We start from the raw sequence: 22,666 nt of genomic DNA, 5'->3' as shown, positions 1-22,666 counted from the left end.
TCACCCCGCTGCGGAATGCCTCTCCCGATTGAGAATCATATGAAGCGTTCCACGAATACTCTCCAGCCTGCATTTGTTCAAAAGCCTTCTTCCTTTACTTCTTGAGAGGATAGAATCAGCCAGGATATACACGAGCTTAGCGGCTGTCTTTCCCACTAGAATTAGCTTGCCTTTTAACCCTTCGCTTTTCATAGCGTTAGAAATACCTTGGCTATAATAGCGCCTCATAATCCAGTCTTCCGTCAAACGGGCCGCCGGAACGAAATGGTCAACTGCCATTTCCGGATGATAGAGGATGGAATGCCCTTCTTTTTGAATCTGTCCGAATAACCAGGTCTCTTCACCGGAGAGTAGAGAATCACCCTTTCTTCCGAGATCCAGGGGAAAAAGACTGATGTCGAATACGAGCTTCCGCATCGCCATATTGGCCCCACAAGGATGAAGTTGCTTGGGATATTCCTTAATCCGGCTACCTAAATCAACAATCGTATACGGAAGCTCAAAGGGTTTAATCAACCAGTCCGGACGTTTACTTTCGAATATCGGAGCGATTTTGCCTCCCATAGCCATGACCTCCGGTTTACTCTCGAAAGTACTGACAATCGTTGTTATCCAACGCTGGCAAGGTATCGCATCATCATCGAGAAAGGCAATCAGCGGCGATTTGGAAGCCAGAATTCCTGTATTTCTAGCCGCTGAAAGCCCCTGCATCGGCTCCATCATGTAGCGGATATCCACATCAGCTCCATGCTTTCCTATAAACTTTTTGACGCAAGCTTCAGTATCATCCTTGGAACAGTTATCCACAACAATGATCTCCGCCTGCTCTAAGTGATCCAGCTTTAAAAGTGACTGAAGCGTCTTGATCAATAAAGGTGCTCTGTTGTAGGTACAGATGATAATGGAAAGCTTAGGAACGTCTCCGTATTCACGCATCGGCATTCACCTAATTTCCACATTATTAATAAGCATCTTTTGAACCGAGTAACATCAGTCCGGTTTTAGCAATGATTTTTAGATCCAGCATGGTGCTCCGAATATGGATGTAGGTTAAGTCCAGCTGTACCATTTCGTCGAAGCCGACACTGTTTCGGGCATTTACTTGCCAATATCCGGTACAGCCTGGTGTAACCGTCAAACGCTGTTTGTCATATTCCGTATACTGAGCCACCTCTTCAGGCAGCGGAGGACGAGGACCGACCAGACTCATTTGACCTATCAGCACATTCCACAGCTGAGGCAGCTCATCGATGCTCGTCTTGCGCAGGAATCTCCCTATCTGTGTGATCCGCGGATCGTTCTTAATCTTGAACATGGCACCGCTCACTTCGTTATAGGCCATCAGGTTTTCTTTTAACTCCTCAGCGTTACTAACCATGGATCTGAACTTATACATCGGGAACTGCTTTTCATTCTTCCCAACCCGGTTTTGCCGAAAGAACACCTTTCCTTTCGGATCCTCCAGCTTGATCAGAATCGCCACGACAACAAATAATGGCATTAACACGAGAAGACCAAGAGCGGAAAAAAAGATATCGATCATCCGTTTCATTATCAAATAGGACTCCGCTTCTTTCCTTCTCTCATCGGTATGCAGCATGTAAAGTTTCGGCAGGACCGCCTCGTAGTCTTCCGGCAGTTTTTGCATGCTCATCCTCCTCATCTAAAATTTTGCGAACTCAACTTAACTACTCAAGCTGGTTTGTCCCATTTTATTCAGCCATTCCGCCATTGCATCCATCACCGGATAGCGCAAATCTTCACTTTGCAGTGCAAATTCAAGTGTTGTCAAAATATATCCAAGCCGCTCGCCGACATCATATCTTGTTCCGTCAAAATTATAGGCATATACCCGTTCGCTCTGATTCAGCTTCTGAATGGCATCTGTCAACTGGATCTCTCCGCCAGCGCCTTCTTCCATCAAATCGAGATACTTAAAGATCTTTGGAGTAAACACATAACGGCCCATGATCGCCAGATTAGAAGGTGCCGTACCTAGTGGCGGCTTCTCTACAAAATTGTTAACCCGATACAATTTACCGTCCTGCAAATCCGGTTCAATAATACCGTAGCGATTCGTGAATTCATCAGGAATCTCTTGAACTCCGATAACCGAGTTTTGTGTTTCTTCATATTGATCGATCAGCTGCTTAAGGCAAGGTACGGCTCCTGTGACGATATCATCGCCTAACATGACACCGAATGGCTCATCTCCGATAAACCGTCTTGCACACCATACGGCATGCCCCAGACCCTTCGGTTCTTTCTGGCGGATATAGTGAATTTCTACCTTGGCTGAACGCTGAACCTCTTTAAGCAGATCCAGCTTTCCATCTTCCAGAAGCCTAGACTCCAGCTCAAACGCATTGTCAAAATGATCCTCAATGGCCCTTTTACCTTTACCAGTAACAATGATGATATCTTCAATACCGGAAGCAATAGCTTCCTCCACAATGTATTGAATGGTTGGTTTATTGATAATCGGAAGCATTTCTTTAGGCATGGCTTTCGTTGCAGGAAGAAAGCGCGTACCTAGTCCTGCCGCGGGTATGATTACTTTTTTTACCTTTTTCATCGCACTTTACCTCCTAAAAGTTTTGTGAGCATTAGCTTCAATGATTTGACTTCGTACAAAACTCACTTCGAAAGCATAAACTTAAGTTTTGTGAGCATTAGCTTCAATGATTTGACTTCGAGCAAAGCTTACTTCGAAAGCATAAACATTTACTTCGCCTGGTTCATGGCAATTCCGATTAGATTAGAGCCGGTCTGTTCAAGCAGCGTCTTCGCTTTGCGGATCGATTCCCGTTTGGACTTTCCGTATCTGGCCACCAGGATCACGCCGTCCGCTTGAGGTGCCAATATACGAGCATCACTGAAATCAACTGCCGAAGGAGAATCCAGCAGGATCAGATCGTAGTTTTCTTTTAGTTCCTCAAGCAAAGCGGTCATTTTGGGGTTGCCCAGCAAATCCGGCGGACTAACATGCGTTTTACCCGCCGGGATGACCGAAAGATTGGCCAAATTTCCGAGGACAGCGATGTTATCCGCTTCCTCTTGCCCACTTAAATAAGCCGCAAGCCCGTCACTACCCTCTACTTCAAACACTGTATGAAGACCGGGATGTCGCAGATTGCAGTCCACCACCGCTACCTTCTTGCCATCCTGGACGAAAGACACCGCTAGATTTGACAAAATCGTCGTCTTGCCTGCTCCAGCTTCTGCTGACGTAAAGAGTAGCACTTTTCCTCCGCTACCCTGCGCTATTCCAAGCTGGCGTATATATGTGCGTAGCGATCGGAACGATTCCGAGATATGCGAGGATGGATTAACATCCGTAACCAGACTCTTATTTAGCCGCAACATAAGCACCCTCCTTCACTCTTGTGTTGCCGCCTGCTGCCTTACCCAAATCGCGTTTACGAATGGTTGCGATCGAAGCAATTACCGGAAGACCAAGGTCATATTCCGCTTCCTTTTCAGACCTTAATGTGCCGTTAAGAGTTTCCATCAGCAAAATAATTCCTAGGGCTGCCATAAGCGATACAACAAAGCTGATGATGAGATTCATCGCAAACCCGCCGTTCGAGGGCCCTGGAACATCAGTCGGATCGACCGGTGTCAGCAAGGTCACATTGTCTACCCTCATCAGCGATGGCAATTCACGAATGAATGTCTGCGAAACCGCATTTACGATCCCGGCAGCTTTGGTGTAGTTTTCATCCTGAACATTGAGGTTGATCACCTGGCTCTTCTCTGAAGTTTTAATCTCAAGCTTCTGACTTAGTTCATCAGCCGTCAGACCAAACTCCGGGTGATTTTCTATTACGCTTTTCATGATGGTCGGTGATTTCATAATTTCCTTGTAACTCTCAATTAAATTCAGGCTAAAGCTCAAATCGTTAAGATTGTTGCTCTCGGGAGCCTTGGCAATATTGTTGACAAGCAGCTGTCCGGAAGCGGAATAGACGGGTTCAACGAAGTTTTTACTAACGTAGTAAGTCGTAGCACAGGAGATCAAAACGAACACCATGATGAGCCAAAACCTTTTTTTAATCAGGTTAATGTAATCCAGAATCGTCTTTTCCACAGTAACCCTCCTTCCGCTAAAATTACATTCTGAAAGCATTCATGAAAGTTTCAGTTGTTGCTTTAATTCTATCAATCCACACCATTCGCCACATGGCTCATATCATCACTTTCCTCTTCACTTTGGAGTAAGACGTTGTACTCCTTAAGAGGGGGGTGAGGTATACTTTAGCGCCATATTTAGGGCTAATTTAAGTTTTGACGCACAAAAAAACACGGACATCGAGTCCGTGTTTATGTACAATGCTTATAAATTAGTTCAACTTTCACTCATAAGACATTTCATATTTGGTCAATCCGACAGCATTTGCGTAAAGCGCTGCCTGTGTACGATCTGCCACCTGTAATTTCGCTAAAATCTGACTGACATGCTTTTTCACTGTAAATTCACTAATAAAAAGACGTGAGGCAATTTCTCTGTTGCAAGCGCCCTGTCCTAGTTCGATTAAGACTTCCTTCTCTTTCGGGGTCAATTCATCTGTCGGACTGCTTTCACTCATTCGCATCTTATCTTCCATCAGACCAGGATCATAATACTTTCTTCCTTTATGGACCAACTGGATAGCAAATAGTAACTCTTCTGGCAATGCCTCTTTCAGTACATATCCGTCTACCAGCACTTCCTCAGCTTTCAGAAAATCCTCTCTGCTTGCAGATGATGTCAGCAGAATAAACTTACTAACGATTCCACGAGCACGCGCTTTCTTGATGACATCAAGTCCTGATTCATCCGCTAGCTTAAGATCAATGAGTACAAGGTCAGGCTGCGTCTCCTCAATCACAAGAAGCGCTTCTTGGCCGTTCGTCGCCTCTCCAGCAAACTTCACATTCGGTTGCATCGAAATAACGGATGCCAGCCCTCTTCTAACTAGAGGATGATCATCTACAATGACGATTTTCATTAGAAACGACCTCCCGCCCTAAAGTTTATGCATTCTTTAATTCAGCTACACCCACAGGAATGGAAATCAAGATTCTCGTTCCCATATTTTCATTACTGGACAGCTGGAAGTCGCCACCTAGCGACTGCGTCAAATATTGCATATTCTTCATGCCAAGCCCACTCGCACTATCTTCGGATTCAATCCATAACAAATCAGTATCAAAACCAACACCATTATCACAAATCAATAATCGAATCCAAGTCGGCTTCAGAGACAGTTCTACATCCACTCGACTGGCAGCACCATGCCTGATGGCATTACCAGTGGCTTCGGAGATAATCCGAAAAAGCGCTTTGTGGTAAGGATAAGGGAGACTGAAATCATCTCCCGTTATTTTTAATTCAATATCAACATCATTTAATCTAGATAAGCTCTTTAAATGTGATCTTACCATACCGAGCCATGTAGGCCCGCCACTCTTCTTGGAGCTAAGACTGTAGATCGTGATCCGCAGTTCTTTAGCAACCTTTGTAGCAGAGTCATGAATAAGCTCAATTTGTTCTTCTAGCTCATGATCTGACATTCTCTTCCACGATTCCTTCAGCGAATGCGTCGCATACACAATACCAAAAAGGCTTTGGGATACACTGTCGTGCATTTCATCCGCAATCCGGTTCTGTTCGTTCGTGATGATCAACCGGTTCTCAATCACACCAAGCTCATGCCTTTCAAGAATATTCGCACTTAGCTCAGATAAGAATATCAATTGTTGAATATACCATCTGCGGCCTTCCAGCCCCTCTGTAGACTCCAGCTTGAGTCCAATCATCCCTACAAATCGGGTGCTCATCCGTACAGGCATCAGCAGGAAATCTCCTAATCCCGGAAGATTTCTAAAAATAGGCTCTCGCTGCAATCTCCATTCATGTTCATGTTTGCCCAGTTCTGAGAATAAGAACTGTTCCTCTTCCTGCTGCCAGCCGGTCTGCCTGCTCTGCGGTGCTGGTTCTCCGCTTTTCTTGGCGAACCAAAACAAAGCCTTATCTAGCTTCGTTAGCTTAACAACATAATCGGTGATCACTTGACCGATATTCATGAAATCATGTTGGCTTGAGGTTTCCACGATATGGTACAGCGATTTGATATGCTCCATCGTCTCTTTCGTGCGAGCATTCGATTCTTCACGTTGCCGCTTCATCCGATTAACGATCTGCATTATTATAACCGTAAGTACCAGTGTTAGAAACAGATTCCCATTTACAAATACAATTTCCAAAAAAGTTTTGTTCGCAGAATTGATAAAAAAATAACAGAGCACCGCAAAAATACTGATGTAACTTAAAAGCAGCGACCATCCAAAATAAATGGACAATGAGCCTGCAGCAATCAATACAGGGTTTAGCACATAGAGCCTAAAGGAACTCTCGTACCCACCGGTAAACAAAGTCAATGCAATAATTCCCACCATCTCTATACTAACAGCCAGGACGAGAGTCTTTGGCCTGCTTCGTAACCTCCGATAAAAAAATGAGAACGTTTGTGCAAACAGAAAGAGTATGGCTATAACAAGGGATTTATAAATTACGGAAGGTCCCGTTTTATCTAGAAGATACATGAGCGATGTGAGGGACAAAGAGAAGTACCTGTAATACTCAATCAGTTTGTCTTCTGCAGTTGGTTTGATTTTCATCCCACCACCCTATTCTCCAGTTTTTTTGGAAAATGCGAGATTGTACTGTGCTCGATAAAAGCATCATACATGAGAAAAATCACAATAACAAGCTGACATTTCCCATGTTTGCGCTTCCATTTGAAAAATAGTTACAAAAAATTTATTATTTTTTTAGAAGATTTTATACCTAAAATTTGTCATTTTATCCACTATAGTTATAAAGAACTAACGTATTTATGTAATATTAATCCATAATTTTTAACATATCTCATAAAACGACAACAATTATATAATTATAACAATTCACATTGGGACTCTAGTAGTATGATGTCGATTTAAATGTTACTACGACAAAGCTGTGGCGCAATCCCCATATATTTTTTAAATAAACGTGAAAAATAGAATGGATCATTATAATGAAGCATGCCCGATATTTCTTTTACTTGTAATGGGGTATTTAGAAGCAGCTTTTTGGCCTCAGCCATTTTAAGACGGTGAATATATTCATGAAGCGGATACCCGCTACTACGCCGAACAAGACGACGAAGGGTAGACATCGAGATATGATGTTTTGCCGCAATTTGCTCTAGGTCCATTTCACCATAAATGCATAAATTCAGGTCCTCCCGAATCTGACGCATATAATCTGCCTGAGCATTCCAACTTTTTTCTTCTATTATAAAAGAACACTCCAATAGCATCCTTTCAACGAGTAGTGCGGCCCGATCCGCATCTGCAGGTTCTCCACTCTCCATTCGTTGTAGTACCTCTTCAAATAAGGTCGAAAGACCCATGATCGAATTCGCTTGGAACACATTCCCGCCAGCGATTAGACCCGACTCTAGCCATTCCGATACACGTGTCCCATTAAAATTAATATAATATTCATCCCAGCTCCCTCCAGGTGGTGGGCCGAAATTGTAACTGTATCCTGGGCGAAAAAAGAATAAGCTGCCTTCACGCACCTGCTGTTCTTTCCCCGAAGTCTCCATATAGGTGCCACCACCAGATACTATGTAAACAATAGCCCAGTGTTCAAAAACTACGCCTGAACGGAATAACGTTCTTCCAGGCAAATGGCCGGCTTGTCCTACTCTAATATTTTTAAGCTTCAGCTTAGAGGACTCAACCTTCGGATCAATAATTCGTATTGGATATGGACTGATCATATAATCCATGCGCTTGGACATTATAGACATTCCCCCCTCTGTTTAGTAGTGATAAGGTTATTGTGAAGTTGATCATATTCTACATGAATAAGAGGTGTCCACGCTATGCTTAATCATTCTACACTACTGCTTCTGCCTAATCCGCGTGAAATCACATTGTCACAGGACTCATACCGTTTCCCAATAAGCGGAAGCATTGTGCTTCCTAGTACGGGAGAGGAAAGTTCAATGCCTGCTGCACAAAAGCTGCAAGCTGTGATTAAACAAGCCTTAAATCTTCATTTGACCTTATCTATTGGCACACGTCCAACGGTCGTATCCGCTTGTATCTTTAGCTATGTGCCGTCATTATCTGAGCAGGCATACGAAATAGTTGTTGATCAGAGCGGTATCGTTGTCTCCTATAGCTCACCTGTCGGTGCCTTCTACGCAGTAGCCACTCTGAAACAAATCATTGAACAAAGCGGCAGATCTATTCCTCATCTGCATATTCGCGATGAACCTGATTTTGGAGCTAGAGGGATAACCGTTGATATCAGCCGCAATAAAATTCCAAAGCAAGAAACCTTGTACCGAATCATTGACCTTATGGCCGATCTGAAGATGAACCAGCTTCAGCTATATATAGAAGGTACGCCGTTCGCGTACGAATCTTTCCCTCAAGTGTGGGAGCTTGAGACTCCAATCACAGGAGAGGAAATCTTGCTTCTAGATGCCTACTGTAAGGCGCGTTATATTGAGCTTGTTCCAAACCAGAACAGCTTTGGACATATGGAAGGCTGGCTTTCCCGTCCTGAATTCAATGCTTTAGCTGAAATTCCAGAGGGATTTATGCTTCCCAAGGAATTGTACATGGGAGATGTATATCCAGAAGGACTATTTATGCATCCCGGTACGTTTGATACCGAAGATCCTGCCGTGCTCCCTCTGCTAGAAAAAATGTTCGACGATCTGCTTCCATACTTCTCCTCTAATCAATTTAATGTAGGCTGTGATGAGACGTATGAGCTTGGTCTTGGCAAAAGCAAGGCGCTGGCTGAATCACAAGGCAAAGGTCAGATCTATTTATCTTTTCTTCAGAAGATTTATGAGCTTGTTACGAAACGCGGCAAGACGATGCAATTCTGGGGTGATATTATTATCCAACATCCCGAACTGATCCCTCACCTGCCTAAAGATATTATTGCTATGGAATGGGGTTACAGTGCGGAACATCCTTTTGAGTCGGATACCCTCAAATTCCGTGAAGCAGGCATTCCTTTCTATGTCTGCCCAGGTACCAGCTCATGGAACTCCATTACAGGGCGTAGCGACAATATGTTTGCCAATCTGCGTAGTGCAGCTATTCATGGCAAAAATAATGGTTCTATCGGCTATCTCATTACCGATTGGGGTGATCATGGGCATTGGCAGCATCTCCCAATCAGCTACACTGGATATGTTTATGGTGCTGCGCTTTCCTGGAATGTAGATAACAATCTAGATGTAGACACTGCAAAATATTTAAATACATTCATCTTCGCGGATCGTTCCGAGGGTATTGGTCAACTACTCCTTGATCTCGGCAATTACTATCAGCTTGAATCCGAGATTATTCGTTCAAATGATACGGAAATGTCTCTGCTTCTTCGTACTAATCTCGACAATTTGTTAATTGTTGAGAAACTTACCGAAGAGCATTTCAACAATCTTGAAGAATACATGCTCTCTATCGAGGCACGTCTCTCGGGGCTTGATCTTCAATGTGATGATGCTGATCTTGTTCTTAAGGAACTGAGTAACGGAATCCATTTTGTGAAGCACGCTGTGCAGCTTGGAAGAATTAAACTGCAGCTGGCATCCGCGCCAGATTCGATTGACCCTAATCTGATTACGGAGCAAATCAATGATTTGAATGTTCTACTTCATCAATATCGTCTATTGTGGACCGAGCGCAACCGACTCGGTGGCTTAGATCAAAGTATTTGGAGACTTCTACGTCTTAGAGGTCAATACGAAGCATTGAAATCGAAGTAATTTCCTCATCATAGCTGCAATTGGCGAGTCGAACGTTGAATTTAATGTTTCCGGCTCGCTAGGCGCAGCTCTTCATATTGATTTTCAAGCATTTCCCGCTCCCGCTTTTCATGCTTTTCTCTGCCGATTCCCTCTTTCATGCTTTCCTCATCCTCATAGATTTGCCACAGATCAGAGAACAAATAATCTTTGATTTCTACTGTTTTTCCATTCAATATCCCATTGGTCCAAATAAGTCCCGCAGAGGTACGCATCACAATGCGGCCGTCTGGCGTTTCAGCCTTTTGCCCCATTCGAATAGTCATAAGCATTTGTCCAAAAGTATAACACTCCATTCGTCCTTAAACCTCCTAAATTTTAGTTGTAATGGAATAAAGAGAAGGATATAATCAGGGCGAAAGAACCAGTTTTTTGCAATTTTATTGTAGGAGGGATGCAATGGATTGGCTAAATGATTACGAAGAAGAACTCCGCTTAGTATTTCAAGAAAGTAGAAAGATCATCTCCGAATTTCCTGAGCCTCTAAATTCACAAGGCATGTCCTATCTTGAACATTTTAACGTATTCAATGCGGAAAGCCACAAAAATTACATATGTTATCTATTGCCCTTTTGGCTTCAGAAAAGCTGTGGGCTCTCAGCAGAAATTACCCGTCAAATGTCGATGGGCAATGTCTTCTTCATGCTATATTTTTTCATACAGGATGACCTGATGGACAGCAAAGAATCCTCTACATACGAAAGATTACCTTTAGCGAACCTACTCTATGTTGAATTTTTGAATATCTACAGACTTTTATTTCCGAATGACTCCTCTTTCTGGACATCGTTCAATCGTTATATCGCTCAATGGGCAGACAGTGTTAGTAATGAAACCACCAGTGATTATTTTCTTAATGATCGGATCAAGATCCCTTATAAAGCCAGTCCGCTCAAACTATCCAGCACCGCTGCCCTTCTGCTATCTGGTAAGGATTCTCTTGTACCGCAGTCTGAGGAAATGATCGACTCTGTTCTACTTACACTGCAAATGCTTGACGACTATGAAGACTGGAACGAAGATTTATCAGAAGGCAGCTATAATTGTCTCCTCTCACTCACACGAAGCTATCTATCCACTGATAAAGCAACCACACTCACATCAAAAGAGGTCGAATTCTTCCTGTTTACAGCAAACGGACTACGTACCTATGCTGAGCTAGCGCAGGATACGCATCGCAAAGTAATGGCTTCCAGCTTAGATATACCTCATCTCCTAGCATTCCACTCCATGTTGGTGACGAACTTACAACAGATCTCAGATTCTATCGAAGCAGAAAAGCAGCTTTTACAAGGTGGAGGCTTGTTTTATTATTTGTCAAAAAATATACAATAATTCTATTATTTTGTAATAAAAAGAATAGTATTAGCACAATTGCTATGTTATATTATTAAAGGTAAATATATACATTTTGGAAAGGGTGATTATTTTGTCAGAAGCAGTTCTTAGAAATCAAGTCATTCAAAAGGCATGGGAAGATCCAAGTTTTAAGCAAAGACTACTCGCAGATCCAAAAGCAGCTCTCCAAGAAGCGCTAGGCGTAATCATTCCCGACAGCGTTACCTTGAAAGCCGTTGAAGAAGGTTCAAATGAATTCTATCTTGTAATCCCACCAAGTCCATCATCAGATGTATTGAAAGCAACCGCAGCACCACGCGGTTCTTGGTAAGACAGCAGGATTAACCTCATAGGGAGTAGGAATCATCCGGAGCTTCTGCCAATGGCAGTATGGTAATGGATTCGGTTCCTACTCCTTTTTTGCTTGTAAATCTCACTTCACCTTGCATAGCTTCAATGATGCGGAAGGTGACCATCAATCCTAAACCTGTTCCTTTATTTTTCTTGGTGAAATATGGTTCTCCGAGTCGGTGCAGAACATCAGGGTCCATTCCTTCCCCGTTATCTTTGATGTGAATAATCACTTTATTATCTTCACCGTACACCGACATATAAATGAACCCTTCTTCACTGAATGATTCAATGCTGTTCTTGATAATGTTAATGAACGCCTGCTTAAATTTCGAGGAATTTCCTTTTACCCATAATTGGCCGGATACATCCAGAATCATTTTTCCTCCATTGATGTGACACAAGGGCTGCATAATACTCTCAATATGTTTGAATTCATCATATAAATTCAGACTAGAGATTGTCTCAAATTCTGGTTTAGCAAAGGTTAAGAAATCTGTAATAATATTGGATGCACGATCTAGTTCACTTAGAGCCATTGACATATAAATTTGCTCTTCGTTAACGGATTTCTCGCTAAGCAGCTGAAGAAATCCCCGGGTGACTTGTAGTGGGTTTCTTACTTCATGAGCTACGGATGCAGCAAGCTCGCTAATGATCTCCATTTTTTCCGAACGCTCCAATTCATTGTTGAAACGCTCTAGTTCTCTAGAGTAATTAACAACCTGTTGATGGTTATAGGCTAATCTTCGTTCCAGAATTACGATCAAGGAAATAATGAAAGCAACCAGCCCCCACTTCCACAAGAACAAATCATAATTCCCTTTTTGGATGTAATACCATAATAGCTCTGCAACTACAGTAAACGCAGCGGTTCCAAATCCAATGGCAAACACAATAGCATCTTTATTTCCTTTAAGAGAGAACATAACCACACATGCGATCAGCAGGATGAATTGGAGGATAAGGATAACCCCTATAATGGTGGTAGAAATAAAATAATAGAACTCAATATAGCGATTATTTGATAGGAGATTGATTAAAAGACATAACAAACAAAAAGAAGAGTAAAGCACTTGAAATTGACGAAATTTTCGAATGATACTGAATTTACCACTACCGAATAATTTCTCAAATAAAAAGGTAAGCGCTGGGAGAAGTGAAAAAAGGGCTAAGTCTAGGCAAACGTTACTAATTGGCCCCAATTTATTGTAAAAGGTATAGATGAAGGGGGAGTAGGTTATAGAAAGGATTCCGGTAGCCGCTATAACCACTGCTAGTGAAGCAACACTGGAGAAATAATCTCTGTTTATGTATATAGCACTTATAAATAGAACGATAGCCACCAGAAAAAAAGCGCAGCCCAAAATCACATCACTTAGTCCATTCTCAATATATTCATTAATTAATTGACTATGTTCACCGATCATTACACTTTTTTTAATTCCAATTCTGTCTTGCATGGTTTCTGTCCAGATATATAGTGTTTTCCCGTTATCTTCTTTACTTAAAGGCAACAGCAAAGAATAGTTATCCTTGATATATTTACGATTTTCCTCGAAGATCAAACGATCCTCCACATACACTCTCACATGAAGAGCATATAAAGTATCGATATACACCGAAGGAGACACATAACTTAAATCGGGTAAGGAAATGCGGGTCCAAGAAGAGGATACTCCTGAAGGTAACTCTGGGAGTTCCTTCTTAGAATCTACGTTCATCCAGCTTTGCTGGCCTTCACTCCACGGAATCTCTTGTCCTGTATTTCCTGTTTCATCCCCCCATTTCATTTGCCACTTTGTAATTTCTTGGGATGGATTTGGGTTCGCTGCCGATACAATAATAGAGCCACAACCTATCAGGAGGAGTGAAAAGGTGATTGTAATGTGGAGTATTCTAACCATCAAGCGCATATAGGCACCTCAGAAGGAAGTTTCAGAAACAATATTCTGTGTGTTACTACTTCGCTCACTATGCTACCCTTTCCTTCTAAAAAACGGAATAATCATTAAATTCTCCTAATTTTTTCTAGCCGTTGGCAATTTAATGATAATCTCCGTTCCTTCCCCCTTCTCACTTTGAAACTCAGTTGTCCCTTCCATCGCCTCAATAATTCGGAAGGTTACCATAAGCCCAAGCCCTGTTCCTTTTGTTTTATTAGAGTAATAAGGCTCACCCAATCGGGCCAGCTCACTACCATTCATCCCTTCCCCATTATCACGTACACTGATCATTACATGGGCTTCGGATTTCCAGGCCGTAACTCTAATAAATCCATTATCCTGTAAAGCTTCGATGCTATTTTTTATAATATTAATAAACGCTTGTTTAAATTTAGCAGATGATCCAATCACGCAGAGTTCCGACTGCAGGTTGAGTTCAATGACTCCCCCTTGCAAATTCGCAAGCGGAGAGAGGATACCCGACACATGCCGTAACTCTTCGGATACATCTAGCCTCTCAATAGTCTCTAGCCCCGGCTTAGCAAAGGTAAGGAAGTCTGAGATAATAACCGTAGCTCTATCCAGTTCTGCGATAGCCATCTGCATATATTCCCTCTCCTTATAATCTGAGCGTTCTCCTAGGATCTGAAGGAAACCACGGGTTACCTGTAAAGGATTCCGTACCTCATGCGCTACAGAAGCTGCCAATTCACTTATAATCTCCATTTTCTCGGAACGCTGTAAATCATTATTAAACGTCTCAAGCTTACGAGAATATTCAACGAGTTGTTCATGGTTTCTCGTAAACCTTCTCCCCAGAATGACGATTAAGGATAATACGAAAACCATCATCCCCCACTTCCACCAATATAATTGATAGGATTCTCTGGATATGTAGTATACGATCAATTCGACAAGAGATATAAATGCAAAGATTGTAAATCCTGTAGTAAAAACAATAGCATCCCCATTGCCGCGATAAGTATGAATAAACGCTAAGCTTACCAATAGTATAAATTGCACAATCATAATGATGCCTAGAATATCAGCAGTCATGAATCTATAAAAGTCTTCCAGCTGATACGACAGAAGGATATTAATAACCATTAGTGAAAGACTGAATATAGAATAAACCACTTGAAACTTACGGAATCGGGTGACGATTTGTTTTTTCCCTGAACCGAATATTTTCTCAAAATAAAAGGTTACTGATGGCAACAAGGTGTACAATGCTAAATCAAAGAATACAAGCACGATTTTCCCATAATCCCCAAGGATGATCGGCAAAAACGAAGAATACGTAACCACTATGACTCCAATGGATAAGAGAATTAACACCAACAAAAATCCGGCCGTAAAAAATCCTTTTCTCAAGAATAATGAACAAATAAACAGGACAATAGCTATAAAGATAAACGTCATCCCAATGATGATATCCATTAAGCCCTGCTTCACATAAATGGACAACAGCTCACTGTAGCGATCTACCCTTATTTCGCCTTCTATTCCTAAATCCTTGCTTCCTCCGTGTGTCCATATGTATAGTTCCTTCCCTCCATCTTCTGTGGATAAAGGAATTAGAATTTTGCTGCCGTTGAAATTGTATTTATTCTCAGAATCATATACTAACGCGTTATTCACATAAGCTTTGACGCTATTTCCATATACCTTATTAATGAATAACGCGGATTTCTCGCTCATTTGCGGCAAAGAAAACCGGAGCCACGCTGAGGATGTACCTTTTGGCGTCTCTGGTTTGTTATTATGAGGCGTTACGCGAATCCATTCATCATCTGAAGCTGCTACAGCTTCTTCGACAGTCTCTGCTTCTGTATTTCCAAATCTAATCTCCCAACTTGGCAGCGCAGAGTCTGATGATCCAGCACTCACTATCGCCGCACCGTAAGGCACTATTGCTGTTAGCAATAGAAATAATAGCAAAGTAGCCGCTATCTTTGGTTTTGGCAACTTCATCGTAGCACCTCAGTAATTCATTAGTTGTTTAAATGATCATATATGATTCTTAATTTCGACAACCTTCGCACTATTCCTGCCTATTCTTGTAAATTTTCTCGAAAAAAGACGTTATTTATCGGCGTTATTACCCTGATTATTTATAAAACGATTCGATCATAGGCAATCGGGTAAAGATACATATGAGAAGTCCAAATCTTAACCTACCGAGGGAGTGAACGGCTATGGAAGATACACCTAATAAAACTGAAGCCGATTTTGCATATGAACGTTATATACAAGCTGATATTGATGTAGAGGATGTTGTCAATGAAGATGCCGACCCCGTGTTGGTTGGCGATAAATATTTGGCGGCGGATATTGGTTTAAACCAACCTGAGGAAACACTCGAAAGAAATGACTTACTGGAATCCGATGCATTCCTGGCTGCTGAAACGGCAGGACTAACAAGCAGCGATAATGTTGAGGACGAGGAGCTGTTAGAGATGGAAGAGGAGGATCCTCCACTGGAAGATATTCCTGATGCAGATGAGGTGTATCCAGGATCCATCATCGACCCTGCTTCACCACCAGTTGATGGCATGCCTGGAACGGACGTCTTAAACGGATCACAGGGAGATTAGACTAAATAAAGCCGCCGGGCTAGGATCCGGCGGCTTTATTTGTTTTTCAATATGAGCACTTTCTTCATTAATGGTTACTCTTGAGCAGCCGGTTATTCTGCTGAACGCGCTGCTGCAATTTGGGAATCCAGCTTACGGGTCTTAACCAATACCGCTGCTACAAGCAGCATCACCCCATTGATCACAAACACCCAGCGGATCTGGATAAAAGCCCCAAGTAATCCGCCTATAATAGGCCCGGCCATTGTCGCGAGTTGAGATGCCGCTTGGTTGAGACCAAAAGCACGTCCGCGAAACCCGGGCTCAATCACTTGTACAATCATTGCATTTACAGATGGAAGCACACCTGCATAGAACAAGCCGTAAGCAAAACGAAGAACGGCGAATTCTACATACCCTGTAACAAAGAATTGCAGAATATTACCGATACCTCCACCGATTAATCCAATGAACAAGATCATCCCGAAGCCCTTCCGGCTTCCGATTCTCCCCCACTGAGGAGCCATTAGCACAGTAGCAATACCCACAGCGGAGAATACAATTCCTGAGCTTAGCGAGGCGCTGCTTTTGGCGATTCCCATGTCTAGCAGATGTATCGGAATAAGCGGCTCCAGAATCATAACAGAAAAGGTGCTTATCCCCGCCAGCGATAGCAAAGTCATAAATGCGCGATTGCTTCGCGCTTCCTTGATATCATCACTTACATGAGACCTCGGAGCAGATCGGTCAAAATTCTCTTCTTTAGCAAAAAAAGTAGCAATAAGTGCCGAAACGAGTACAATACCTGCTGAGAATAAAAAAGCAACCCGATTGCTTGTGTAAAAGCTCACTACACCGCCGATCAATGGACCAATGATACTGCCCGTTGCTCCGGCTGTAGACATAATACTCAGCGCATAACCGGTCTTATCCTCAGGTGTGTTCGTAGCCACCATGGCTATCGCAGCCGGAACAAATCCAGCAAGCAATCCTTGTAGTACGCGCACGATCAGAAAGACGTAAGGATCATGCACGAAGTAATTAATCAGATATAAGGCTGCCAAACTGAAGCCCGAGCGAATAAGCATCGGCTTCCGACCATATTTGTCGGCGAGGGAACCCCAGTAGGGAGAAATTAAAGCGCTGGCTAGAAAGGTTATGCCAAAGCTAACCCCAGACCAAATTTCCAAATGATTCGTAACCCCAAGCTCGTCACTCAAAAAAATAGAGAGGAACGGAATAGAGATCGAATACGCCGTACTACAAAAAAAGACACCCACCCAAAGCACGATCAAGTTCCGTTTCCATGAAAAGCGCATGATCTACACATCCTTTCTTGATGTTCTCGCGGAAACATTCCTATTATTGTAAACCTCTTTTGAGAATGTGCCAATCCCACATGTCATAACTGACCTTTGCATGTAAAGGGACAAAGAGGTTATTATGAGAAGTACCTACGAGATTATTCAAGAAAAAGGAGAGATTGATTAGTGAAGTCTACACGAGCAAGATCTGCTATCCTAATGGTCATGTTATGCCTGGTGATGGTTATTGCAGCAGGTTGCGGTAATAAGCCTACCAATAACAATGCCAGCAGTAATAATGGAAGCAGCAGTGGAGCAGCAGGAAATAACGCAAGCAGCGAGACAAATGCTGGCGCTAACGAAGGACTCCCTTCAGCTACAGCAAGCCACCCCATTGTGACTATTGAGATGGATAACGGAGGCATCATCAAAGCCGAGCTTTATCCTGAAGTTGCCCCTAACACTGTTAACAACTTCATCTCACTGATTCAAAAAGGATTTTATGACGGCACCATATTCCATAGAGTGATCCCTGACTTCATGATTCAGGGCGGTGACCCTGATGGTACCGGTATGGGTGGCCCAGGATATAGCATCGCTGGAGAATTCTCTGGAAACGGGTTTACTAATAACCTGTTGCATACGGAAGGTGTTCTGTCCATGGCAAGATCGCAGGCTCCAGATTCTGCCGGTTCCCAGTTCTTTATTATGGATGCAGCTTATCCTAGTCTAGATGGAAGCTATGCCGCTTTTGGTAAAGTTACCGAAGGCATGGACGTGGTTAAATCCATTGTTGGCTTGAAAACAGACAGTTCAGATCGTCCAGAAGAACCACCAGTGATGAAGAAAGTAACCGTCGACACCCTGGGCGTCACTTACCCAGAACCACAAAAGGTACAATAACAAGCAAAAACGCCGTTGGCGTCCTTAAAGGACGCCAACGGCGTTTTTGCTTGTGAAAGACTAATTTAAGTACCTATGCAACTTATCCCCGTAGTGATCTTCTGCTAAGAGCATGTTGACCGTTACGCAAGAAAGTACTACGAGTATTTCTTAATAAGGAAATCCGCTCCTCTGCAAGCTGATTTGCCGCAACAGAAGTAGGAATTCCATTTAGACGTGAGATTTCCAGCACGCGGGTGATGTTATCGTAAATTTTTGAAACCTGCTTAAACGCACGTTCCTTATTATAACCATTCAGTTCATCCGCAATATTAATAACGCCACCAGCATTTATCACATAATCAGGAGCATATACAATGCCCATTTCGTGCAGAGTATCGCCATGATAGGCCTCTTTTAACTGATTGTTGGCTGCGCCAGCGATCACCTTCGCCTTAATTACCCGGAGGGACTCATCATTGATCGTTGCTCCGAGTGCGCATGGAGCATAGATATCACAGTCTGTACTGATAATATCTGCGGGATCGACTGCTTTGGCGCCGTAAGCCTCTACTGCACGCCCCACAGCTTCTTTATGAATATCGGTTACGATAAGCTGAGCGCCCTCTTCATGAAGATGCTTACACAGCGAAAAAGCCACATTCCCAACGCCTTGAACGGCTACAATCTTTCCTTCGAGCGAATCACTGCCAAACGCTGCTTTGGCCGCTGCCTTCATCCCTTGGTATACGCCGTAAGCCGTAGCTGGTGATGGATTACCCGAGGAACCATAAGTAGGAGATGTACCTGTAACATAATCTGTCTCCTGATAAATAATGTTCATATCTTCTTCTGTAGTGCCAACATCCTCGGCTGTTATGTAACGTCCATTCAAGCCCTGTATGTATCTTCCAAAAGCACGGAACATCACTTCATTCTTATCCTTCTTGGGATCCCCTATAATTACTGTTTTCCCACCGCCTAAATTTAGGCCGGATACTGCATTTTTGTACGTCATCCCTTTCGCTAATCGAAGCGCGTCAACAATCGCTTCCTCTTCTGTAGCATAGGTCCACATCCGTGTTCCACCCAGTGCGGGCCCTAATGTCGTGTCATGAATGGCGATGATTGCCTTTAATCCTGATGCTTTATCCTGACAAAATAACAGTTCCTCGTAATCGTCCTGCTCGAGTGTTGCAAACAATTCCATTCTTAATATCCCCTATCTCTTTGTTATATTCCAGATGTTGGTTGTTACTCTTACCTCTCAAAGTATTGTAGCAGAATGTGTCGTAAAACAAAAAGAACCACGTCACCCTTATAACTTTCAATGGATGACGTGGCTCTTATATGAATGCTACTGCACCGAACAGAGTGCAATTGTCAAAATGCGTTACAGCTTAGCAATTGTTTCTGTAAGAACAGGAACGATTTGCGATTTACGGGATACTACACCTCTGAGAAGTGCTTTATTGTCATCAAGCTTAACATTGTACGCCGTTTCTACTGCACCTGCAACACGACCCAGAGCCAGACCCACAGAATCGTTATTGAGGATATCTGTAACTACAAACAAAAACAGATCCAATTCTTTTTCAGCAATAATGGAAGTAAGTGCAGTTTCCAGTTCAGCTTGTTTGGAGAGAACATCATTAACATCCACCGCGTTCACTTGAGCGATTTCAACTTTGTATTCACCCATTTTGAATTCCTTTGCATCCAAGGAAATCAGTTGAGCGATACTCTTGTCGCTAAGATCAGCTCCAGCTTTCAGCATGTCGAGACCGTAGCTTTCAGCATCTACACCAGCGATTTCAGCAAGCTCACGTGCTGCAGCTACATCTTCCGCAGTGCAAGTTGGTGATTTAAACAGCAAGGAATCAGAAATGATCGCAGACAGCATCAATCCGGCGATTTCTTTAGGAATAGCAACTCCGTTTTCTTTATACAACTTGTTAAGAATAGTAGCTGTACAGCCTACTGGCTCAGCACGGTAGTATAACGGATGTGCAGTCTCAAAGTTTGCGATCCGATGATGGTCGATAACTTCAACCACGCGCACTTGATCAATTTCATTCGCACTTTGTTGGCGTTCGTTATGGTCAACAAGAATAACCTGATTTGCTTCACCAGCTACGTTCTCTACCAGACGAGGAGCAGCGACTCCGAAATGATCAAGCGCAAATTGCGTTTCACCACTAACCTCGCCCAGACGAACGGCCTCAGCATCCCAGCCCAATTCCTTTTTGAGTGCAGCATAAGCAATTGCAGAACAAATGGTATCCGTATCCGGATTTTTGTGTCCAAAAACCAAAGTTTTTTCCATTTCCAATCTCCTTACTATGTTTTAGTGAGATTAATATACCATACATTGATAGCGGCTTCCAGATTGTGTGGTTTGAAAAATGCTTTATCGGCATTCAATTAGCCTCTTCTAAGGTTGCTCACGCCCTAGTCTTTGGAAGTGGTACCGGCTTGTCCTCCCCATGCAGTGGCTCATTATCCGAGAAAAGGTCCGGATTCTCTGTCAGCATCTGGCTTAGAATATCCGTCGTTTCTACCGTCCCACATACCCTGACTAATGCGTCTCCAAAGTTACCCTTGCGCATGGCACCGCCCTCTTCAAGCTCACGCTCCACCTTCCAAAAATGCTCCGACCAAGAGAGGCCACAATGTCTGCGAGAAGGCACCATGATTTCATCTCCTCCCGGCGTCACCGTATATAGCTCCTCATGGGTATCCGTCATTCTGCCTGGAATATCGACCCACTCTTCAATGCCATGGATGAACGTATTCCGCCGAAGATCGACTCCCAGCAGTACAATTTCCGCCTTTCGATCAAGTAGCTTGCCCCATGCTGAACCACGGGCGCACGGCGTATCCCAGCGTTCATCCCCCGTAGTGAACTCCTCAGCATCTGCTCCTAAAGCCGCTACAGAATGTGTCGGATGCCAAGAGCGAATAACACCTGGACGTTTACGGAATAACTCCGGTAATATCCCTACACAAGATGGGGAATCTTGAACAGAGAACCTTGGATTGTCTGCATTAATATAAGCCCATGTATGAGTTGGCAATACGAGCAGTCCATCTTTCATATATTCACTGAGTACATCCAGTACTGTGTTCGCGCCTCCATCTACTTCCCCAATGCTTTTTAATGACGAATGGACCAGAATAGTCCCGTGTGGATCAAGCTTTAGCTCCTGCAATTGTTTCATCAAACTAGTTGTTGTGTGCATTGTACACTCTCCTTATGTATGAACTGGATTTTATGATGCATAAACATCTACTTGCAAAAATCGCATTTTACTATTAAAATTATAGTAACTTAATAATACTCACTAAATCTTTTAAAGATCAAAATATAACTTACTCACATTTAGCATTTACACGGAGGTAATTACACATGACATTAACATTAAAAGGACTACACCACGTATCCGCAATTACAGGTAAAGCGCAAGAAAACTTTAGGTTCTATACCGAAGTACTTGGACTGCGTCTCATTAAAAAGACAGTAAACCAGGATGATATTTCAGTGTATCATTTATTCTATGGTGATGAGAAGGGTAACCCCGGAACCGAATTAACTTTCTTCGAACTCCCGATGACGGGCCGCAACCGTGCAGGCAATAACAGCATCTCCGCGCTCTCCCTTCGAGTGCCAAATGATGCTGCACTTACCTATTGGGAGCAGCGTTTCACCGAGCTTAACGTAGAGCATGAAACGATTCAAACAATCGGTGGCCGCCAGGCTTTAGCCTTCCGTGATCACGAAGGGCAACGTTTCATTCTAGTATCCGACGAAAATGATAATGGTGTTGCCGGCGGCATCCCTTGGGCTAAAAGCCCGGTACCTGCTGAATATGGGATTGTTGGCCTAGGTCCTGCACATCTTACAGTAGAAAGTGCAGAGCATACGGCGGTTGTACTGGAGCAATTGCTTGGCTTCCGCCGCAAAGGCACTTATCTTTCAACAATTGCGGGCCAGCCAGATGTGATTGTATTTGAGACTGGAGAAGGCGGATCAGGTGCAGAGGTTCACCTAGAGGAACGTAATGATCTAGAGCAGGAACATCTGGGACGAGGTGGTGTGCACCATGTCGCATTCCGCGTGGATAACGAGGAGGAATTGAAGCAATGGGTCGAGCATATACGCACAGCTCAGCTTCCTAACTCCGGATTCGTGGATCGTTTCTACTTCCGATCCCTTTATTTCCGTGAGCCTAACGGCATTCTTTTTGAGCTAGCTACAGACGGGCCAGGCTTTGCAACAGATGAGCCAATGGAAAGCTTGGGCGAATCTCTTGCACTGCCACCATTTCTGGAATCGAAACGCCAGCAAATCGAAGCTTATCTCAAGCCGCTGGATACTCGGCAATAAGATTCTTCAGCTC

21 protein-coding genes are annotated in these 22,666 nt (G+C 43.2%); 6 read left to right on the top strand and 15 right to left on the bottom strand.

The features are described from left to right. The 8 genes from NST34_RS04730 to NST34_RS04695 all read right to left on the bottom strand — a co-directional run bounded on the left by NST34_RS04730 (position 1) and on the right by NST34_RS04695 (position 7,835). A complete protein-coding gene (locus NST34_RS04730) occupies positions 1-936 on the bottom strand; it encodes a glycosyltransferase (protein ID WP_076283896.1) in 936 nt (311 codons plus the stop codon). Between the two features lie 25 nt (positions 937-961). After that, positions 962-1,654 (bottom strand): sugar transferase, encoded by a 693-nt coding sequence (locus tag NST34_RS04725; protein ID WP_042124430.1) that lies wholly within the window; start codon positions 1,652-1,654, stop codon positions 962-964. A gap of 30 nt (positions 1,655-1,684) precedes the next feature. Further along, entirely contained in the window at positions 1,685-2,575 is an 891-nt protein-coding gene (gene galU / locus NST34_RS04720; RefSeq protein ID WP_042185171.1) for a UTP--glucose-1-phosphate uridylyltransferase GalU, read from the bottom strand. 149 nt (positions 2,576-2,724) lie between these two features. Beyond that, on the bottom strand, positions 2,725-3,366 hold the full coding sequence (locus NST34_RS04715; protein ID WP_042185169.1) for a CpsD/CapB family tyrosine-protein kinase: 642 nt from the start codon (positions 3,364-3,366) through the stop codon (positions 2,725-2,727). After that, on the bottom strand, positions 3,350-4,090 hold the full coding sequence (locus NST34_RS04710) for a YveK family protein (protein WP_341127273.1): 741 nt from the start codon (positions 4,088-4,090) through the stop codon (positions 3,350-3,352). The genes NST34_RS04715 and NST34_RS04710 overlap by 17 nt, the downstream gene beginning before the upstream one ends. Before the next feature lie 265 nt (positions 4,091-4,355). Continuing rightward, positions 4,356-4,991, bottom strand: coding sequence for a response regulator (locus NST34_RS04705; protein WP_042185164.1), 636 nt, complete (start codon positions 4,989-4,991; stop codon positions 4,356-4,358). Between the two features lie 25 nt (positions 4,992-5,016). Further along, positions 5,017-6,441, bottom strand: coding sequence for a sensor histidine kinase (locus NST34_RS04700; RefSeq protein ID WP_262495660.1), 1,425 nt, complete (start codon positions 6,439-6,441; stop codon positions 5,017-5,019). 539 nt (positions 6,442-6,980) lie between these two features. Then, positions 6,981-7,835 (bottom strand): AraC family transcriptional regulator, encoded by an 855-nt coding sequence (locus NST34_RS04695; protein ID WP_076283894.1) that lies wholly within the window; start codon positions 7,833-7,835, stop codon positions 6,981-6,983. Positions 7,836-7,919: 84 nt separating this feature from the next. On the opposite strand from NST34_RS04695, the gene NST34_RS04690 reads away from it, so the two are divergent. Further along, positions 7,920-9,830: a family 20 glycosylhydrolase gene (locus NST34_RS04690; protein WP_076299136.1), complete on the top strand. Its 1,911-nt coding sequence runs from the start codon at positions 7,920-7,922 to the stop codon at positions 9,828-9,830. A gap of 41 nt (positions 9,831-9,871) precedes the next feature. Here the strand turns inward: NST34_RS04690 and NST34_RS04685 are convergent, their stop codons facing one another. After that, positions 9,872-10,165 (bottom strand): hypothetical protein, encoded by a 294-nt coding sequence (locus NST34_RS04685; protein WP_341127272.1) that lies wholly within the window; start codon positions 10,163-10,165, stop codon positions 9,872-9,874. A 103-nt stretch (positions 10,166-10,268) separates the two neighbouring features. Here NST34_RS04685 and NST34_RS04680 point away from each other — a divergent pair, with 103 nt between their 5' ends. Both NST34_RS04680 and NST34_RS04675 read left to right on the top strand, forming a co-directional pair. Further along, the gene (locus NST34_RS04680) at positions 10,269-11,204 is read left to right on the top strand and encodes a hypothetical protein (RefSeq protein WP_149646457.1); all 936 of its coding nucleotides are present in this window, start codon (positions 10,269-10,271) and stop codon (positions 11,202-11,204) included. Positions 11,205-11,295: 91 nt separating this feature from the next. Then, positions 11,296-11,538, top strand: a complete 243-nt coding sequence (locus NST34_RS04675) for an NHLP leader peptide family RiPP precursor (RefSeq protein ID WP_060625167.1) — start codon at positions 11,296-11,298, stop codon at positions 11,536-11,538. A 16-nt stretch (positions 11,539-11,554) separates the two neighbouring features. On the opposite strand, the gene NST34_RS04670 is transcribed toward NST34_RS04675, so the two are convergent. Together NST34_RS04670 and NST34_RS04665 are read right to left on the bottom strand one after the other, a co-directional pair. Next, positions 11,555-13,465: a HAMP domain-containing sensor histidine kinase gene (locus tag NST34_RS04670; protein WP_341129506.1), complete on the bottom strand. Its 1,911-nt coding sequence runs from the start codon at positions 13,463-13,465 to the stop codon at positions 11,555-11,557. Between the two features lie 114 nt (positions 13,466-13,579). Next, positions 13,580-15,478 (bottom strand): ATP-binding protein, encoded by a 1,899-nt coding sequence (locus NST34_RS04665; protein ID WP_341127271.1) that lies wholly within the window; start codon positions 15,476-15,478, stop codon positions 13,580-13,582. A 224-nt stretch (positions 15,479-15,702) separates the two neighbouring features. Between NST34_RS04665 and NST34_RS04660 the strand changes: the two genes are divergently transcribed. Next, positions 15,703-16,101, top strand: coding sequence for a hypothetical protein (locus NST34_RS04660; protein ID WP_341127270.1), 399 nt, complete (start codon positions 15,703-15,705; stop codon positions 16,099-16,101). Between the two features lie 92 nt (positions 16,102-16,193). On the opposite strand, the gene NST34_RS04655 is transcribed toward NST34_RS04660, so the two are convergent. Next, positions 16,194-17,399 carry an MFS transporter gene (locus tag NST34_RS04655; protein ID WP_076283887.1) on the bottom strand — a complete coding sequence of 402 codons (1,206 nt, stop codon included), beginning with the start codon at positions 17,397-17,399 and terminating at the stop codon, positions 16,194-16,196. 204 nt (positions 17,400-17,603) lie between these two features. On the opposite strand from NST34_RS04655, the gene NST34_RS04650 reads away from it, so the two are divergent. After that, positions 17,604-18,287: a peptidylprolyl isomerase gene (locus NST34_RS04650; RefSeq protein WP_076299216.1), complete on the top strand. Its 684-nt coding sequence runs from the start codon at positions 17,604-17,606 to the stop codon at positions 18,285-18,287. A gap of 82 nt (positions 18,288-18,369) precedes the next feature. Here the strand turns inward: NST34_RS04650 and NST34_RS04645 are convergent, their stop codons facing one another. From NST34_RS04645 to NST34_RS04635, 3 genes are all read right to left on the bottom strand, one after another. Further along, positions 18,370-19,476, bottom strand: coding sequence for a Glu/Leu/Phe/Val family dehydrogenase (locus NST34_RS04645; protein WP_341127269.1), 1,107 nt, complete (start codon positions 19,474-19,476; stop codon positions 18,370-18,372). Positions 19,477-19,659: 183 nt separating this feature from the next. Continuing rightward, positions 19,660-20,592 (bottom strand): manganese-dependent inorganic pyrophosphatase, encoded by a 933-nt coding sequence (locus NST34_RS04640; RefSeq protein WP_341127268.1) that lies wholly within the window; start codon positions 20,590-20,592, stop codon positions 19,660-19,662. A 118-nt stretch (positions 20,593-20,710) separates the two neighbouring features. Then, positions 20,711-21,508, bottom strand: a complete 798-nt coding sequence (locus tag NST34_RS04635; protein ID WP_076299129.1) for an AAC(3) family N-acetyltransferase — start codon at positions 21,506-21,508, stop codon at positions 20,711-20,713. Positions 21,509-21,675: 167 nt separating this feature from the next. Here NST34_RS04635 and NST34_RS04630 point away from each other — a divergent pair, with 167 nt between their 5' ends. Further along, the gene (locus NST34_RS04630) at positions 21,676-22,653 is read left to right on the top strand and encodes a ring-cleaving dioxygenase (protein WP_341127267.1); all 978 of its coding nucleotides are present in this window, start codon (positions 21,676-21,678) and stop codon (positions 22,651-22,653) included. Positions 22,654-22,666 lie beyond the last annotated feature (13 nt).

Origin of the sequence: Paenibacillus sp. FSL H7-0714 (genome assembly GCF_038003765.1) — a bacterium.
Lineage (GTDB): Bacteria > Bacillota > Bacilli > Paenibacillales > Paenibacillaceae > Paenibacillus_AQ.
This window is presented reverse-complemented; position numbering and strand designations above follow the sequence as displayed.